Here is a 15,763-nt window from a genome sequence, read left to right as displayed (position 1 = left end):
ATGAGACACATTATTTCTATTTTGCTGGAAAATGAGCCAGGTGCTTTGGCGCGTGTGGTTGGTTTGTTTGCTCAGCGTGGTTACAACATCGAAACCTTAACCGTGGCACCAACGGAAGACGAAACTCTGTCTCGTCTGACCATGACCACAGTAGGGGATGACAGCAAGATCGAACAAATCACCAAGCAGCTGAACAAGCTGATTGAAGTGGTGAAACTGGTTGATCTGTCGGAAGGTGCTCATATCGAGCGTGAGCTGATGTTGATTAAGGTAAAAGCGGTAGGTGCTCAGCGTGCGGAAATTAAACGTACTGCGGACATCTTCCGTGGTCAGATTGTGGATGTAACAGCTAACGTTTATACCATCCAGCTGACAGGTACCAGCGATAAGCTGGAAGCCTTTATTGAAACCATGGGATCGGCTTCAGTACTTGAAACGGTACGTACCGGTGTATCCGGTATTTCCCGCGGTGAGAAGGTGTTAAGCCTCTAAGCTCGAAAACGATAACACAAAAGCCCGGTTACTTTTCAGCCGCCGCGTCGAAGCCACGTCCCTGTGATCGCGACGCTAACACAACATCCTGTTGTTGCTATGAAAAGTAACCGGGCTTTTTGTTTTCAAAACTGCGGAATGTAATTTGGAGTCAGCTACGCTCTAAAAACGCCAGTGATAAAAATCCACTAAAAGCACCAATCACAATCACAGCACTGGTGCTGCCACTGGCCAGCATCAAAAGTCCTGCCACTATCCAGCCACTTTTTACCTGCTCAAGACGTCTTTGGTAGGTTGTTGAACGTGTCCAGATAAACTCCGGATTGTTCTCCGGCAATTTATAGAAGCGGCGAATACGGTTAATAAGATCCAGTTTAATCACGGTATTACCTCCGTTGTTTCATCCATAAGCAGAAAACTGCCTGAATAAGCATAAGAAGTAATAAAACAGTTTGCTGCCTAAACGCTGAATTGGTCTATTCAACCTCTGGCTTATAGATGGGCGATCTGAACTGCTTTGGTGCAGTGTAGGGTGGGCAACGCCCACCACATCACTATACGCGGTACGTGGTCTTGGTCATCACCTTAGCCAAGCCACTCATGGCCAGTTTAACCGGGAATGGAAATTTATGACCGCCTGCATCAATAGCAGCGGTTGCATGTTTGGCTTCGTCTTCCAGCATTTGCAGCAAAACTGCTTTACTCTTTTCGTCCTGGACCGGCAGCTTGGTCATGTGTTCAGTCAGGTGTTTACACACCTGCTCTTCGGTTGCAGCAACAAAGCCTAAGCTGACTTTATCGCTGACTTTGCCAGCCGCAGCGCCAATGCCAAATGACAAACCATAGAATAATGGGTTCAGATAGCTGGTATGGCTGCCAAGGTCTTTGATGCGTTGCTCACACCAGACGAGGTGATCAACTTCTTCACGTGCCGCTTCTTCCATCGACTCGCGCACTTCCGGCAGCTTTGCGGTTAATGCCTGGCCCTGATACAGCGCTTGTGCACAAACCTCACCGGTATGGTTAATACGCATTAAACCTGCGGCGTGTTTTTTCTCTTCTTCGGTCATTTCAGCGAAGTCGCGCGTTTGTGCTGGCGAAGTGCGTTCCTCCTGAGCTGCTCCTGGCACCAGAGTGCGCAATGCCTGGTCGGCGTTGTGAATCAGCTTATCGAACAGAGAGTAGTGACGAGTGCTCATAGTGATAACTTCAGAAGAATAATTTCGGTTATTTTACGAAATTACTTTTTTTAATGCATTGGCTAATTCGCCTGCCCATGAAGGGAGGTGGATGTAGTGTGTTGCGAAAGGGCTGATCAGAGGATGTGGTCAACTCGCGTACAGGGATGTATTTACAGCGCCCTGAGAGCAGCACACTGCTTCTATCGGACTGAATTTCGCGTGATATAGTGTCAGACATCAAAATAAAAACCGGAAATCATAATGCAGGATTTACGAGATCTCGGGCTGATGCTCGACCGGCATGCCCCTTTGTTACTGGTTGAATCATATGAAGAAGCTCGCGTGCTGGAGCTGTTAACCCGGGTAGCGATTAAGCGTGGCTTAGCCTTGCAGCAGTGGACAGTGTCCGATGGTTTGCGTCGCCTTGGATTTGGGGAAGATGTGGCCAAGGAATCGGACAGTTCGCAGCCAGTTGAAGCTCTCAAACAGATCAAGGCTCGGGAGCAGGGTGGTTTGTTTGTATTCTGTGATTTACACCCTTATCTCGATGATCCTTTAGTTGTTCGACTGGTGAAAGACATTGCCCTGCAGCATGAACGTTTCGGTAAAACCCTGGTGCTGTTAAGTCATCGCATCGATGCTCCCGCAGAGTTACAGCGTTTGGCTATGAGCTTTGATTTACAACTGCCGGATGAAGGTCAGTTGATGTCGCTGGTGAAAGAGGAAGCCCAGCGTTACGCAAAAAACAGCGGCCGTAAGGTAAAAACCGACTCCGCAACCCTGCAGCAAATCGTCGCTAATTTGCGTGGTTTAACCTTCTCTGATGCCCGCCGTTTAGTCCGTGGTGTGATTGTCGATGATGGCGCGATTACTCAGGATGATGTGCCGGAAGTGAGCAAAGCTAAAATGGAATTGCTCGATATGGAAGGCGCCATGAGCTTCGAATATGACACCGCCCGCTTTGCTGATGTGGCCGGGCTGGAGAATATGAAAAGCTGGCTGGAACAACGTCGTCATGCCTTCCTCAAAGCCGGTGATGATTTGCGCCCACGGGGCATGATGCTGTTTGGTGTGCAGGGCAGTGGTAAAAGTCTGGCGGCTAAAGCGGTAGCCGGTTCGTGGGGCGTGCCGTTGTTACGGCTGGACTTTGGTTCTCTGTACAACAAATTTTTCGGTGAAACGGAGCGTAATTTACGTGAGTCGCTTAAGCTTGCCGAAACCATGTCGCCTTGTGTGGTGTGGATGGACGAAGTGGAGAAAGGCCTTGGCCAGGACAGTAACGATCAGGGCGTAAGTCAGCGCTTACTGGGGACATTGCTAACCTGGATGGCCGAACATGAATCTAAGGTGTTTGTTGTTGCAACAGCGAACAATATTCATGCGCTGCCACCTGAGCTGATGCGAAAGGGCAGGCTGGATGAGCTGTTCTTTGTTGATCTGCCAAAGCCAGACGTACGGGAAGCCATTATCAGGCTACATATGGAGAAACGTGGCTTGGCGGTAGAGCGATTTGATATTACTTTACTGGCCCAGGCCAGTGCCGGGTTCTCAGGTGCAGAGCTGGAGCAGGCCGTGGTTTCTGCCTGGCACTCGGTTCATAGCCTTGATAAGGACGGTGAGGGGATCACTACCGAAACTTTGCTGCGGGAAATTCAGCGTACTCAGCCACTGTCGGTGACCATGGCTGAGCAGCTACAAGGATTACGCGACTGGGCCGATGGTCGTGCTGTGACGGCCGACTAAGAGCGCTCTTTGGCGCGCGCAGCCAACAAACCTGAGATGGTCCGGCGTAACTGATCCGGATCAGCCGGTTTGGCTAATAACTGTTGAATTCCTGCATCCAGTGCTTCTTCACGAACATTGCTGATGTTCATGCCGGTTAACATCAGGCGTGCGGGTTTGTTGCTGATGTCGGGGTCGGACAATACCCGTTCCGACAACTGCAGTCCGTCCATCAGCGGCATGTCGTGGTCAATAATCAGGACTTCATAAGGCTCGCTGATTGAATTCTGATGGCGCATCATCGCCAGCGCTTCTTTACCACTGTAAGTGCTTTCGGCACGCATTCCCTGACGTCTTAATTGTTTTTCGATCACGTTTCGTACGGATGCGTTGTCATCCACGATCAACACCCGTAAACCAATCAGGCTGTCGTCATGAGACTGAAGCACCGGTTGCTGATCGCTTTCCAGCGGCAGGTAGAGTGTCAGAGACGCACCATGGAGATTGAAGTCTTCGATCTCTAATGTGGCTTTCATACGCTTCATCACTTTGCGCAGTACCAGCATGTTCCACTGTTTACTGAAATCGCCGATACGCTGCTGTGGCTTATGGTGTTGCAGAATCTGTAAAGCACTGCGCAGTTCATCCGGGCGTGCCAACTGGCTGTTTACCCGCAGTTGTAACATCAGTCCTGACGTCATCTGGCTGTTATAGGGCTGAGCTGCCAGAGTTAATACGCCGTGCTCACCGTAGGCCAGCAATTTCGCCAGAATCGAATGGATCAGTGACTGTAGGTGAGTACGGTCCACAATCACGCGATTGGCCACCTGATCATCAATATCGATCACCAGTTCCATTTGTTTACGTACACCACCTTGCTGGAAGTGTTGTACGGTCTGATTCAGCAGCTTGCGAATCTCAACAGGTTCGGGCTCCAGTTCCAGCTGATTGCTCTGCACTTTACCGAGGTCTGATACCTGATTAACAACATGCAGCAGGTCATGCCCGGCTTCGCTGATGGTGTTGAGGAAATCGCGTTGGTTGTTTCCTAATGGAGTGTCGTTAAGCAGCTGACTCATGCCAAGTACGCCATTAATCGGCGAGCGCAGTTCATGGCTGATGTGAGATAACATTGCTGCATTAATCTGCAGCTCATTGCCGGCGGCATTGTGTTTGCTGGTGCGTTTATCGGTAATTGCTGCGACAGTGGCAACCATGCTGAGAATCAGCGATGACGGCAGAATCAGAATGGCCCAGTCGTGCAGGAACTCGAGAGTCAGCAAGTTCTGGGTAGTCAGCAAGGTCAGAATCAGGCCGATGGTCAGCGCCAGTGCTCCATAAGTCAGCCAGCGTTGTGCAGGCAACTCTTTGCTTGGAACCAACATCAGGAAAATACTGGTCGCCAGGCCATACAGCAGTAAGCTCAAGGCGATAAAGAACTGCATCCCCGACTCAACCACAGCAACAATGATCAGGTTGGTGACTAAATATATAGCGCCAGCAATCATCAGTTTTTGTTCGATGTGGCGCTGGCGCCAGCCGAGGCTGTAAACCACAAAACCATGTGCGGAAGCTGACAGGCTGATCATGATATAGCCGAAGTAAGCCAGAGTTTCACCACTGATGGTGAACAGCATGCTGAGTAAACCCGTCCAGCTGGGCAGAAACATTAAGGCGCAGAGGCAGTAACTGGCGGCGGCGGCTGCGACCAATAAGCGCTGCTGTCGATAGAGGTTTAAGAAATACAGCAAGGTACCCAACACCCAGCCTAGTACCAACCCCTGGATAATAAAGTCCCACTGCTCGTTAAACAGGAAGTAATCCAGGCTGGCGAGACGAAGCTCGGTGTTAAGAATGGAATCTGAGGCAATACGAATCAGGAAACTTTCGGTGCTCTCAGCCGGAATATCAATCAGAAACGGGTAGGCCTGAATGTAGCCTCCAATGCGGCCACGGCTTTTACGGCTGTAGGTTTGTGGCTCCGGATTATTGATATTGTAGAGCGATACTTGTTTCAGATCCGGATTCGACAGGCTCAATACTGCCTGCTTTGGATCTTTATAAGGATTCGAGATGCTGATGCGTAACCAGTAGGCTGAAGTTGTTAAACCGAATTTCAGCTTTTCACTGTGGCTGGGGGTAAATCGCAGTTGCTGCTCTGGAGAGAGCATCTCACGAATGGTCAGCTGCTTTTGCTTGTCTTCATAAACCGACGCGTAGGGCGTCACGCCGTAATCAAACGATTGGTTGGGAATCAGAACCGGGTTAGTTGCCTGGCTGCTACTGCTGAAACACAGTAACGCCAGAACAACCAGTAACAATAGATAAAACTTGCCGGTAACCATGCGACTATCCTCATAGTTACTGAGCAAGTGTGTCATCCCTGAATCTCCGCGATTATCTGTTGTTATATTGAACCGTTAGCTTTGCTCGCGGGCTACAGCACGGTAACCAATGTCTTTACGGTAGAAGACATCTTTCCAGTCGATTTGTGCAGCCAGCTCGTAGGCTTGTTGCTGAGCTTCGCTCACGCTGTTACCTAAAGCCGTTGCACATAATACACGACCACCGGCGGTGACAACATCATCGCCATCCAGCTTAGTGCCTGCGTGGAATACTTTGCGGTCAGCGCCATCGTTATCCGGTAAGCTGATTGCGTCGCCTTTGTTGTAGGCTGCCGGGTAACCGCCTGCTGCCAGAACAACCCCCATGGAAGCACGAGGGTCCCACTGAGTGGTTTCCTGATCCAGCTTGCCTTCCAGCGCTGCTAAGCAGTGAGCCACCATATCCGACTGCATACGCATCATGATTGGCTGAGTTTCCGGATCACCGAAACGGCAATTGTATTCGATTACTTTTGGCGCGCCGGATTCGTTGATCATCAGACCCGCATACAGGAAACCTGTGTAGTCATTGCCTTCAGCCGCCATGCCTTCAACAGTTGGGCGAATCACTTCAGCCATAATGCGGTCGTGGATTTCAGGGGTCACAACCGGAGCTGGAGAGTAAGCACCCATACCGCCGGTGTTTGGACCAGTGTCACCATCGCCGACACGTTTGTGATCCTGGCTGGTGGCCATTGGCAGGATGTTTTTACCGTCAACCATTACGATGAAAGAGGCTTCTTCACCGGTCAGGAACTCTTCGATCACGACGCGACAACCGGCATCACCAAAAGCGTTACCAGACAGCATGTCTTTTACCGCTTCTTCAGCTTGCTCCAGAGTTTCGGCAACAATAACACCTTTACCCGCCGCCAGACCGTCAGCCTTAACAACGATTGGAGCACCTTTTTCACGCAGATAAGCCAGTGCTGGCTCAACTTCGGTGAAGTTCTGGTAGTCCGCGGTTGGGATGTTCTGGCGTGCCAGGAAGTCTTTAGTGAATGCTTTAGAACCTTCCAGTTGCGCCGCGCCTTTGCTTGGGCCAAAAGCTTTCAGGCCAGCAGCAGCGAATTGATCAACCAGACCGTCTACCAGTGGTGCTTCCGGACCAACAATGGTCAGGTCAACTTCGTTTTCTTTGGCGAAGGCTTCCAGCTCATCGAAAGCCATTACGTCGATGGCGACGTTTTCCATGTTTTCTTCGCGTGCGGTACCCGCGTTGCCTGGTGCTACGAATACTTTTTCAACCAGTGGAGATTGCAGTGCTTTCCACGCTAAGGCGTGTTCGCGACCGCCGGAGCCGATTACTAGAACTTTCATAATTTTCCTTACGTGGGTCTGAAATGCTCCTGAGCGGTGTTAAAAGCTTCATCAAAATGCTCACTTAGCGCACTAAGCTCCGCTTTTTCTTTAGCTTTTGCCTTGCTCAGAACCCTTTCATCTCCCACTCAAATCTGAGTGAAATTACGGTTTTAAGGTGGGAGAGGTTAGCATCAGAGTTATTCATAGCAACCTTGGGCAGCAGGGATGCTGCGCGAGAGCTTACAAGGATGTACTTGCAGCGTGTTGCGAGAATAACTGTGGTACTGACCTCTCAAATTACTTATAAAAAATCAGTGACGGAAGTGGCGCATCCCGGTAAACACCATAGCGATGCCAGCTTCGTCGGCTGCAGCAATCACTTCTTCATCACGAATCGAACCACCCGGCTGGATAATTGCTTTAATGCCAACCTTCGCGGCGTTATCAATACCGTCGCGGAATGGGAAGAAAGCGTCGGATGCCATTACTGCACCTTCAACCTGCAGACCAGCGTGTTCCGCTTTGATCGCTGCGATACGGGCTGAGTTTACGCGGCTCATCTGGCCAGCACCAACACCAACAGTTTGACGGTTCTTACCGTAAACAATGGCGTTAGATTTAACGAACTTAGCCACTTTCCAGCTGAAGATCAGATCGTGTAATTCGGCTTCGGTTGGCGCACGTTTAGTCACCACTTTCAGATCGTCAGTGTTGATCATGCCGTTGTCGCGGTCCTGAACCAGCAGGCCGCCATTAACGCGCTTGTAGTCGAACGCTTGTGGGCGCTCTGCCGGCCACTCGCCACATTCCAGCAGGCGTACATTCTTCTTCGCAGCAACAATCTCGATGGCTTCAGCACTTACTTTCGGTGCGATGATCACTTCAACAAACTGACGCTCAACAATCGCGCTGGCGGTTTCTGCATCCAGTTCACGGTTGAAAGCGATGATGCCACCAAAGGCAGATTCGGTATCGGTTTCGAAAGCCATATCGTAAGCCTTACGAATGCCACCTTCGTCTTCTGGTACAACCGCAACACCACATGGGTTAGCGTGCTTAACAATCACACAGGCTGGCTTAACGAATGACTTAACACATTCCAGAGCAGCGTCTGTGTCAGCCACGTTGTTGTAAGACAGCTCTTTACCCTGCAGCTGCTTTGCAGTCGCGATGGATGCTTCAGCTGGCTCGGCTTCAACATAAAAAGCAGCTTTCTGGTGCGGGTTTTCACCGTAACGCATGTCCTGCGCTTTGATGAACTGGCTGTTATAAGTCTGAGGGAAATCTTTGCGGTTATCAGTGCTTAAGGTTTCCGCGTCCTGATCGATGGTACCCAGGTAATTAGCAATCATGCCGTCGTAGCTGGAAGTATGCTCGAACGCTTTTAACGCCAGGTTAAAACGGGTTTTGTACTGCAGGCCGTTGTGAGTGCTCAGATCTTCCAGCACTTTGCTGTAGTCGGAGGTGTTAACCACGATACCAACGTAAGCATGGTTCTTAGCTGCAGAACGAACCATAGTCGGGCCGCCGATATCGATGTTTTCGATCGCCAGTGGCAGGTGGCAGTCGTCTTTTGCAACCGTTGCTGCAAACGGGTACAGGTTAACCACAACCAGATCGATCGGGTTAATGCCATGTTCTGTCATGACTTCATCATCCTGACCACGACGACCTAAAACACCGCCATGAATTTTCGGGTGCAGGGTTTTAACACGGCCATCCATCATTTCCGGGAAACCGGTGTAATCGGATACTTCTACTGCCGGGATCTGGTTGTCCAGCAGCAGTTTGTAGGTGCCACCGGTAGACAGAATTTCCACGCCCGCCGCATGCAGGGCCTGGGCAAATTCTACGATGCCGGTTTTGTCCGATACGCTGATCAGGGCGCGACGAACAGGAGTGATATCCGCAGGGATGTCGTTTGCAGGGATGAAGTTGCTCATATGGTCAGGTTTTCTAAGCTATTAAAAAAAGAAAAAGCGGCCTAGGCCGCTTAAGAAAGTAAAAATCGGATTACAGCATTCCGTACTGCTTTAACTTTTTACGCAAAGTACCGCGATTTAACCCCAGTACGATGGACGCTTTGGTCTGGTTGTCGCGGGTATATTTCATTACCGTTTCCAGTAATGGCGCTTCAACCTCGGACAGCACCATGTCGTATAAGTCGACGATTGGCTGACCATCGAGGTGATCAAAATAATTCTGCAGGGCCTTTTCTACACTGTCGCGCAGGGTTTGCGATGATTCTGATGGTGCGCTTAAGTTGTTTTGTAGATCAGATGAGTCGGTCACTGTTTCAACCTTCCTTAATAATGCTTCGGTGTTCATGCGGCTTGTCCCTCTCTGTCGTATTCCTTAAAAAACGTTTCAATCGCCTGGCGCTGTTCTGGAGCTGTTTCCAGGCGATTAAAAATTCGACGGAAATCGCTGCCATTGGCCTGGTGTTGCAGGTACCAGCCAACGTGTTTGCGAGCGATCCGTACTCCCAGATAGTCGCCATAAAACTCATGTAGGGCGTCTAAATGAGATAATAAAATCTGTTCAACTTCGTCAATTTCGGCTGTAGGCAGATGTTCGCCGGTTGCCAGGTAGTGACTTACCTCTCTGAAAATCCAGGGTTTGCCCTGCGCCGCGCGGCCAATTAATACGCCATCGGCACCGGTGTAGTTCATCACCTCGGCAGCTTTTTCGGCGCTGGTGATGTCGCCATTAGCAAACACCGGAATGTCGATGCTGCTTTTGATGTTACGGATGGTGTCGTATTCCACCGTATTCTTGTAGCCACAGGCGCGGGTGCGGCCATGAACGGCTAAAGACACAATGCCTGCATCCTGGGCAATCTGGGCGATGTTCACACCGTTACGCTGATCCGGGCTCCAGCCTGTACGTATTTTCAGGCTAACCGGCACATCAACGGCAGCCACTACCGCCTGTAATATCTCTTTCACCAGGCCTTCATCTTTCAGTAACGCGGAACCGGCAGCCTTGTTACAGACTTTTTTGGCCGGGCAGCCCATATTGATGTCGATGATCTGGGCGCCATTGGCGGCATTAAATTGCGCGCTGTCTGCCAGAATTTCCGGATCGCCACCAACGATCTGCACGGCAATGGGCTCCGGTTCGCCAGTGTGGTCCAGGCGCAACTGAGATTTGCGTGTATGACGCATATCCGGGTTGGCTGCCACCATCTCGCCCACAACCAGGCCGGCGCCAAGCTGGCGACAGAGCTGGCGAAACGGACGGTCGGTGACTCCCGCCATTGGTGCCAGAATCACTGGATTAGGTAGCGTATATGGGCCAATTGCAGGCATGAATAACCGATTAAAACTGATCAAAAAGTGTGCGACGAAAAAGTCGCGGTATGATACTCATAACCCCCTCGTGAATAAAGGGGGAAATGGTTGTCAGTGGGCAAAATTTTGTTAATTGAGTGTTTTCTTACTGGTTGCTTTGCAGGCGGATGGCATAACTGACCGCTTCCGGGCCCGGATCAGCAATTTCCAGGGCGATATGAACCGGTGTTCTGCTTGGAATCAGAGTCTGGCCAGCAAGCTCGCCGGACAAGTACTCTGATGGCAAAAACTGGCGGCTGGCAACCACATTATTGTTCAGATCGCTGAACACCAGTTCCAGATCGGGGAAGGGTTGCGGGTAATTGGCCAGGTTTTGCATCAAGGTGTCGACCATCAATGCTTTCTGCAATTTCGGGTGGCTTCGAACAACCAGGTGTTGGGTGCTCAGCTGTTTCATGTTTTGTACATTCGGCAATGTGCAACCGGCCAGATTACAGACCTGGGTATACAGCGGGCGCCATTGTGGCGTACGTGACCACTGATCAAATTTAAAGAACAGTGTCTGGCCACCGGCGATCAACAACATTAACAGCGACGCCAGGCTCCAGCCCCATGGGAAAGAAGAACCACTTTTGCGTTTTTGCAGCTCCAGCGGATCTTCCTGCAATCCGGCAACACTGTCGGCTGGCACCATAATTTCGGTGGCTTCGCTGTCCAGATCATCACTGCCCAGGTGCATATTGTCGTCGTCATCAACAAAGCCCTGGAAGTCATCGGCTTCAGCGCCGGCTTTGAACTGACTGAATTCCTCGTCATTACCCGAGTCATCGAAGTTGTACTGACTGGTTTCTGAAATTTCCAGACCACCCAGAGTGATTTCTTCTACGCCATCATCATCGTCGAGCAAGGCATCTGCCCAGGCTTCGTCCGGGTCTTTATCGCTGGTGAAATCGTGAACGGCGGAGTCCGGATCCATCAGATCCAGGGTATCGGTACTGGCGTTTTTCAGATCGAAGATTGAAGCGTCAATTTCCAGGTCGTTGCGTGGAGCCGGGCGATCTTCTTTCTCCGGAGCACGAATACCAAGGTCGACCATCGGGTCGTCACTGATACTCTCATGGGTATCCGGCTCATCGTCATCCATCATGTCGTCATGAATAAGGCCATCGTCGCCAATCAACACATCGTCGTCGATGTCATCATCCATATCATCATGAATCAGCAGCTCTTCTTCAGCTGGCTTCGACTCTGATGGCTTAGCAGCAGGCTGGTTGACCGGTTTTTCTTCGGCCTGTTTTTCAGCTTGCAGTTGTTCTTCATCAACAAAATGTTCGGCGGCTTTAAACACCTGCAGGCAGGAGCCACAGCGCACAGCACCGTTAGCTACTTTCAGGTGTTCATCGCGCACCCGGAATGTGGTGCGGCAATGTGGACATCGAGTCACGTGAGCTGCCATTGAGTATCCTTTACTCCATTTCCGATTGATGTTGAGTGTTAGTCTTCACGGCGGGTTCCGGTAAGCAGTACCCAGTCACCGAGCTGTTTTGCAGGGTTCATGTTATACCACTGACTGTAGCATTGAGACACTTCTTCCGCCTGCTCAGCCAGCAATCCGGATAGCGCCAGCTTGCCGCCACTGCGTGTCAGGCGAGCAATATCGGGTGCCAGTGCCTGTAATGGTCCGGCGAGAATATTCGCCACCATAATATCGGCTTTTACGTCAGGTGTTTTATCCGGCAGGAAGACATCGTACAAATCATCACTGATGTTGTTGCGGCCAGCGTTGTCACGTGTTGCTGTCAGTGCCTGCGGATCAATATCGACCCCTACCATTTTTTCTGAACCCAGCAACAGTGCCGCAATGCCCAGAATACCGCTACCACAGCCGTAGTCGACCACCAGTTCTTCGCCTTCAACTTCCTGATCGAGGAATTGCAGGCAAAGGTCGGTTGTTGGGTGGGTACCTGTACCAAACGCCAAGCCCGGATCGAGCATCAGGTTGACGGCATCCGGTTGTGGTGGCGTTTGCCAGCTTGGACAAACCCATAAACGCTGACCAAATTGCATCGGGTGGTAATCTTCCATCCAGGCGCGAATCCAGTCTTTGTCTTCGAGAATTTCGAGTTTGTGTTTTGGCAGCGACTGACCACTTAAGTTCTGGTAGAAGCCGTTGAGGTTTTTCAGTAACAGTTCGCTGTTCTGGTTCGCTTCAAACAGTCCGATAATCTGGGTTTCATCCCAGATTGGATTGGTACCCAGTTCCGGTTCAAGAATGGGCTGGTCGGCATCGTCCTGCAATGTCACGGACAACGCGCCCTGTGCCATCAGTGCATCTTCAATGGAATTAACTTGCGCACGTTGTGCGTGAATACGAATCTGAATCCAGGACATCTCAGGCCTTGTGGTTTTTCAATGAAGTGTTTTCCAGCTTTGCGATGGCTGCTTGCAATGCCAGGTCATAGCCCTGAACACCCAGGCCGCAAATAACGCCCACTGCAATATCCGACAGATAAGAATGATGACGGAAGGTTTCGCGGGCGTGTACGTTGGAAATATGAATTTCGATAAACGGAATGGCGACACCAGCTAAGGCATCGCGGATAGCAACGCTGGTGTGGGTAAATGCCGCCGGGTTGATGATAATAAATTCGGTACCATCAGTGTGTGCCTGATGAATCCGATCAATCAACACGTGTTCGGCATTGCTTTGCAGGTGATCAAGCTGATGGCCAGCGTGTTGTGCACTTGCTTGCAATTGCTGTTCGATATCTGCCAGTGTTGTAGCACCGTAAATTTCCGGTTCACGAGTGCCCAGCAGATTGAGATTTGGGCCTTGTAGTACCAGTATTTTTGCCATGGCTACGCTCGTTTTCCGGGGACAGTAATTTATGCGCGAGTTTGCCGCAAACTGCCCGTAGCGTCCAGTTTTAAGCGTCTGGTTTCAAGTGTCCGGTTTTAAACCTCATTGTCGGCAGCAAATACCTGATTACGGCCGTTGTGTTTGGCGCGGTAGAGTGCCTGATCGGCACGCTCAACCAATTCACTTAATGACTCGCCTCGCCATTGTGCCAGGCCACAAGAGAAAGTGACTTGCAGCGATTTATCGCTGGTATGAATCAGGTTGGCGAAGTTGGTACGCAGCTTTTCCATTACCATGGCGGCTTGTCCACTATTGGCGTCGCGCAGTATCACAGCAAACTCTTCTCCACCATAACGGCCAATCGGATCGGATTTCCTCAGACTTTGCTTTAAAAACAGAGACAGGTTTTTAATCACAATATCGCCAACCGGATGGCCATGCTGATCGTTGATGTTTTTGAAGTGGTCGATATCAATCATCACAAAGCTGACTGGCATATCGTTGTCTTGATTGAGGTTGTCCTGCAGAGATTCAAGAATATGGGTGTGGTTGAGCAGGCCGGTTAGACTGTCGCGAGCGATCAGGTGTTGCAATTGTCGGGCACGATGAACCCGGGTTTTTACGGTGGATAATAAATGTCGGGCACCAACGGGTTTGGTCAGAAAATCATCGCCGCCTTCGGCCATAGCATCCAGTTGGCGCTGTTTATCCTCTTCGCCCGATAAATAGATAATCGGCAGGTTAATATATTCCTTGTGTTGGCGAATCACCTTCGCCAGTTCCATGCCGTTGCAGTCTGGCATGTACATGTCCATCAGCACCAGATCTGGGTTGTATTTGCTGAGTACATCCAGCACCTGCAGCGGTTCATTAACGATTTCAGTCAGCATCCCGGCTTTATTCAGTACCTTGGCGCTGTACATAGCCTGTGATTTGGAGTCGTCCACAATCAGAATCCTAAACGGATCTTCCGGCGTGGTGTCCAGTAAGTCTTCCAGTGTGCCAATTAACGAATGGATTTCATCGCTGTTGTACAGGCCAATACCACCACTACGCATGGCACTCAGCTTTTGCTCAATGGTTGGCTGCTGTTGTTGGTAGGTAAATAAAATCGGCAGAGGTTGTTCACGTTCGGCCTGAATCTTTTCGGCCAGTACTAAACCGTGGCCGTCAGCAACAAAATTAATGTCGAGTACCAGCGCTGCCGGATGGCGCTCCTGCAGGGCCGTGAGAAATTCCTGCTCGTTTTGCTGGATAGCTCCACGCAAACCAAAGTATTCCATTTGTTGCGACAGGGTAGCGGCGGTTTCCTGATGATCAACCGCAATATAAATTGGTTTTTTACTGGGAATCAGATTGTCTGCACCGGCTTTGTCGCTATGCCGCAGTGCGGTTTCGCTTAGTTGGCGAACCTGTTTGTTTAATTGTTCCAGCTGCTCACTGGCCGGTGGTTGGCCGTGTTTTATCTCGGCGAGAATAGTTAACAGCTCCCGTGCCAGGGCAACGTGTTTTTCCGCCTCAAAACGGGTCGCAGAGCTTTCAAGCTTCTCCAGAGCGTTGGCAAAGTCCGACATTGCGGTAATCGACCAGTTGGTATCAGGCAGGCAGCGCCAGAGATCTAACACCTGACGAACCTGATTAATCACCCGGTTGGAAAATAATTGCCTGAGCTTTTCGGCTTTTGTTTGTGGTTGAGTCATTAACTTCACTACCCATCTGAGACTCTACAAGCGTAGCAGCTTCAGAAAGAGCCGTTGGCAATCACACAAGCGGCAATTGCTGGCTATAGTTAATGGCAGTTACCGTTTTGTTGATATCTCCCGTTCTATGGATCTGACCGTTCAATTGTCTGCAAGGATGTTGAAATCCTTATCCCGGCTGTTGCTGCTGTTGTTCTGCTCATCTTTGCCTGTGTGGCTGGTGGCGGACTGGGAGCGCTGGGTGCCATCGGACCTGATTGATAAAGCAAGGCAGCAGTATGGCGAGTCAGCCGCCGAACGTATTCAGGACTGGCAAACCGAATTACGTGATATCGCCAATGAATCCGAAGACGAAAAACTGCGTCGGGTAAACGACTTTTTTAATCGCTATATCCGCTTTGTGAACGACGATAAGCATTGGGGAAAAGTTGATTATTGGGCAACGCCCTACGAAGCGCTCGGGACTAACGGCGCCGACTGCGAAGATTATGTGATCGCAAAATATTACTCCCTGCGCAAACTAGGTGTTGATACCAAAAAACTGCGCATTACCTATGTGAAAGCCTTGCGTTATAACCAGGCGCATATGGTGTTAACCTATTTCCCCACACCGGATGCGGTGCCTTTTGTACTCGATAACCTGATTAAAAGTATTCGCCCGGCATCCGAACGTCGAGATCTGGCGCCGGTTTACAGTTTTAACGCCGAGGGTATGTGGCTGGAGCGAATGAAAGGTGAGGGGATTCGTATGGGCAATCCCAACAAACTCGATTTATGGACCGATCTTCGGATTCGTATGAATGAACTCGGCATGGATTTATAAGGAAGT

The 15,763-nt window shown here is 50.5% G+C and carries 14 protein-coding genes; 3 read left to right on the top strand and 11 right to left on the bottom strand.

Features of this window, described 5'->3' with window-relative positions; genetic code table 11:
* Window positions 1-492: an acetolactate synthase small subunit gene (gene ilvN / locus ACOQOZ_RS10640; RefSeq protein ID WP_420592253.1), complete on the top strand. Its 492-nt coding sequence runs from the start codon at window positions 1-3 to the stop codon at window positions 490-492.
* A 151-nt stretch (window positions 493-643) separates the two neighbouring features.
* Here the strand turns inward: ilvN and ACOQOZ_RS10635 are convergent, their stop codons facing one another.
* A complete protein-coding gene (locus ACOQOZ_RS10635) occupies window positions 644-874 on the bottom strand; it encodes a hypothetical protein (protein ID WP_420592252.1) in 231 nt (76 codons plus the stop codon).
* 172 nt (window positions 875-1,046) lie between these two features.
* Window positions 1,047-1,691: a 2-polyprenyl-3-methyl-6-methoxy-1,4-benzoquinone monooxygenase gene (gene coq7 / locus ACOQOZ_RS10630; protein WP_420592251.1), complete on the bottom strand. Its 645-nt coding sequence runs from the start codon at window positions 1,689-1,691 to the stop codon at window positions 1,047-1,049.
* Window positions 1,692-1,934: 243 nt separating this feature from the next.
* Between coq7 and ACOQOZ_RS10625 the strand changes: the two genes are divergently transcribed.
* Window positions 1,935-3,416 (top strand): AAA family ATPase, encoded by a 1,482-nt coding sequence (locus tag ACOQOZ_RS10625; protein ID WP_420592250.1) that lies wholly within the window; start codon window positions 1,935-1,937, stop codon window positions 3,414-3,416.
* Here ACOQOZ_RS10625 and ACOQOZ_RS10620 read toward each other — a convergent pair.
* The 9 genes from ACOQOZ_RS10620 to ACOQOZ_RS10580 all read right to left on the bottom strand — a co-directional run bounded on the left by ACOQOZ_RS10620 (window position 3,413) and on the right by ACOQOZ_RS10580 (window position 14,934).
* The gene (locus tag ACOQOZ_RS10620) at window positions 3,413-5,776 is read right to left on the bottom strand and encodes a 7TM-DISM domain-containing protein (RefSeq protein WP_420592249.1); all 2,364 of its coding nucleotides are present in this window, start codon (window positions 5,774-5,776) and stop codon (window positions 3,413-3,415) included. The two genes, ACOQOZ_RS10625 and ACOQOZ_RS10620, sit on opposite strands and share 4 nt — an antisense overlap.
* Before the next feature lie 39 nt (window positions 5,777-5,815).
* Window positions 5,816-7,099: a phosphoribosylamine--glycine ligase gene (gene purD / locus ACOQOZ_RS10615; RefSeq protein ID WP_420592248.1), complete on the bottom strand. Its 1,284-nt coding sequence runs from the start codon at window positions 7,097-7,099 to the stop codon at window positions 5,816-5,818.
* A 293-nt stretch (window positions 7,100-7,392) separates the two neighbouring features.
* Window positions 7,393-9,024, bottom strand: a complete 1,632-nt coding sequence (gene purH, locus ACOQOZ_RS10610) for a bifunctional phosphoribosylaminoimidazolecarboxamide formyltransferase/IMP cyclohydrolase (protein ID WP_420592247.1) — start codon at window positions 9,022-9,024, stop codon at window positions 7,393-7,395.
* Window positions 9,025-9,094: 70 nt separating this feature from the next.
* The gene (gene fis, locus ACOQOZ_RS10605) at window positions 9,095-9,409 is read right to left on the bottom strand and encodes a DNA-binding transcriptional regulator Fis (protein WP_068654335.1); all 315 of its coding nucleotides are present in this window, start codon (window positions 9,407-9,409) and stop codon (window positions 9,095-9,097) included.
* Window positions 9,406-10,392: a tRNA dihydrouridine synthase DusB gene (gene dusB, locus ACOQOZ_RS10600; protein ID WP_420592246.1), complete on the bottom strand. Its 987-nt coding sequence runs from the start codon at window positions 10,390-10,392 to the stop codon at window positions 9,406-9,408. Before dusB ends, fis begins: the two co-directional genes overlap by 4 nt.
* Window positions 10,393-10,519: 127 nt before the next feature.
* On the bottom strand, window positions 10,520-11,830 hold the full coding sequence (locus ACOQOZ_RS10595; protein WP_420592245.1) for a DUF3426 domain-containing protein: 1,311 nt from the start codon (window positions 11,828-11,830) through the stop codon (window positions 10,520-10,522).
* A gap of 38 nt (window positions 11,831-11,868) precedes the next feature.
* Entirely contained in the window at window positions 11,869-12,765 is an 897-nt protein-coding gene (gene prmA / locus ACOQOZ_RS10590) for a 50S ribosomal protein L11 methyltransferase (RefSeq protein WP_420592244.1), read from the bottom strand.
* 1 nt (window position 12,766) lies between these two features.
* Window positions 12,767-13,231, bottom strand: coding sequence for a type II 3-dehydroquinate dehydratase (aroQ, locus tag ACOQOZ_RS10585; RefSeq protein ID WP_420592243.1), 465 nt, complete (start codon window positions 13,229-13,231; stop codon window positions 12,767-12,769).
* A 98-nt stretch (window positions 13,232-13,329) separates the two neighbouring features.
* The gene (locus tag ACOQOZ_RS10580; protein WP_420592242.1) at window positions 13,330-14,934 is read right to left on the bottom strand and encodes a diguanylate cyclase; all 1,605 of its coding nucleotides are present in this window, start codon (window positions 14,932-14,934) and stop codon (window positions 13,330-13,332) included.
* A 76-nt stretch (window positions 14,935-15,010) separates the two neighbouring features.
* Here ACOQOZ_RS10580 and ACOQOZ_RS10575 point away from each other — a divergent pair, with 76 nt between their 5' ends.
* Window positions 15,011-15,757, top strand: a complete 747-nt coding sequence (locus ACOQOZ_RS10575; protein WP_420592241.1) for a transglutaminase-like cysteine peptidase — start codon at window positions 15,011-15,013, stop codon at window positions 15,755-15,757.
* The last annotated feature ends 6 nt before the right edge of the window (window positions 15,758-15,763 follow it).

The sequence above is a fragment of the Bacterioplanoides sp. genome (assembly GCF_965219715.1).
Taxonomy (GTDB): Bacteria; Pseudomonadota; Gammaproteobacteria; order Pseudomonadales; family Oceanobacteraceae; genus Bacterioplanoides.
Note: the sequence above shows the minus strand (reverse complement) of the source record. Positions and strands in the feature narration are given on the sequence as shown.

What these genes read in the sequence shown, in the direction of transcription:
- ilvN (WP_420592253.1), top strand. Translation starts at nt 1, where the DNA reads ATGAGACACATTATTTCTATTTTGCTGGAAAATGAGCCAGGTGCTTTG.
- coq7 (WP_420592251.1), bottom strand. Translation starts at nt 1,691, where the DNA reads ATGAGCACTCGTCACTACTCTCTGTTCGATAAGCTGATTCACAACGCC.
- ACOQOZ_RS10625 (WP_420592250.1), top strand. Translation starts at nt 1,935, where the DNA reads ATGCAGGATTTACGAGATCTCGGGCTGATGCTCGACCGGCATGCCCCT.
- ACOQOZ_RS10620 (WP_420592249.1), bottom strand. Translation starts at nt 5,776, where the DNA reads ATGACACACTTGCTCAGTAACTATGAGGATAGTCGCATGGTTACCGGC.
- purD (WP_420592248.1), bottom strand. Translation starts at nt 7,099, where the DNA reads ATGAAAGTTCTAGTAATCGGCTCCGGCGGTCGCGAACACGCCTTAGCG.
- purH (WP_420592247.1), bottom strand. Translation starts at nt 9,024, where the DNA reads ATGAGCAACTTCATCCCTGCAAACGACATCCCTGCGGATATCACTCCT.
- fis (WP_068654335.1), bottom strand. Translation starts at nt 9,409, where the DNA reads ATGAACACCGAAGCATTATTAAGGAAGGTTGAAACAGTGACCGACTCA.
- dusB (WP_420592246.1), bottom strand. Translation starts at nt 10,392, where the DNA reads ATGCCTGCAATTGGCCCATATACGCTACCTAATCCAGTGATTCTGGCA.
- ACOQOZ_RS10595 (WP_420592245.1), bottom strand. Translation starts at nt 11,830, where the DNA reads ATGGCAGCTCACGTGACTCGATGTCCACATTGCCGCACCACATTCCGG.
- prmA (WP_420592244.1), bottom strand. Translation starts at nt 12,765, where the DNA reads ATGTCCTGGATTCAGATTCGTATTCACGCACAACGTGCGCAAGTTAAT.
- aroQ (WP_420592243.1), bottom strand. Translation starts at nt 13,231, where the DNA reads ATGGCAAAAATACTGGTACTACAAGGCCCAAATCTCAATCTGCTGGGC.
- ACOQOZ_RS10580 (WP_420592242.1), bottom strand. Translation starts at nt 14,934, where the DNA reads ATGACTCAACCACAAACAAAAGCCGAAAAGCTCAGGCAATTATTTTCC.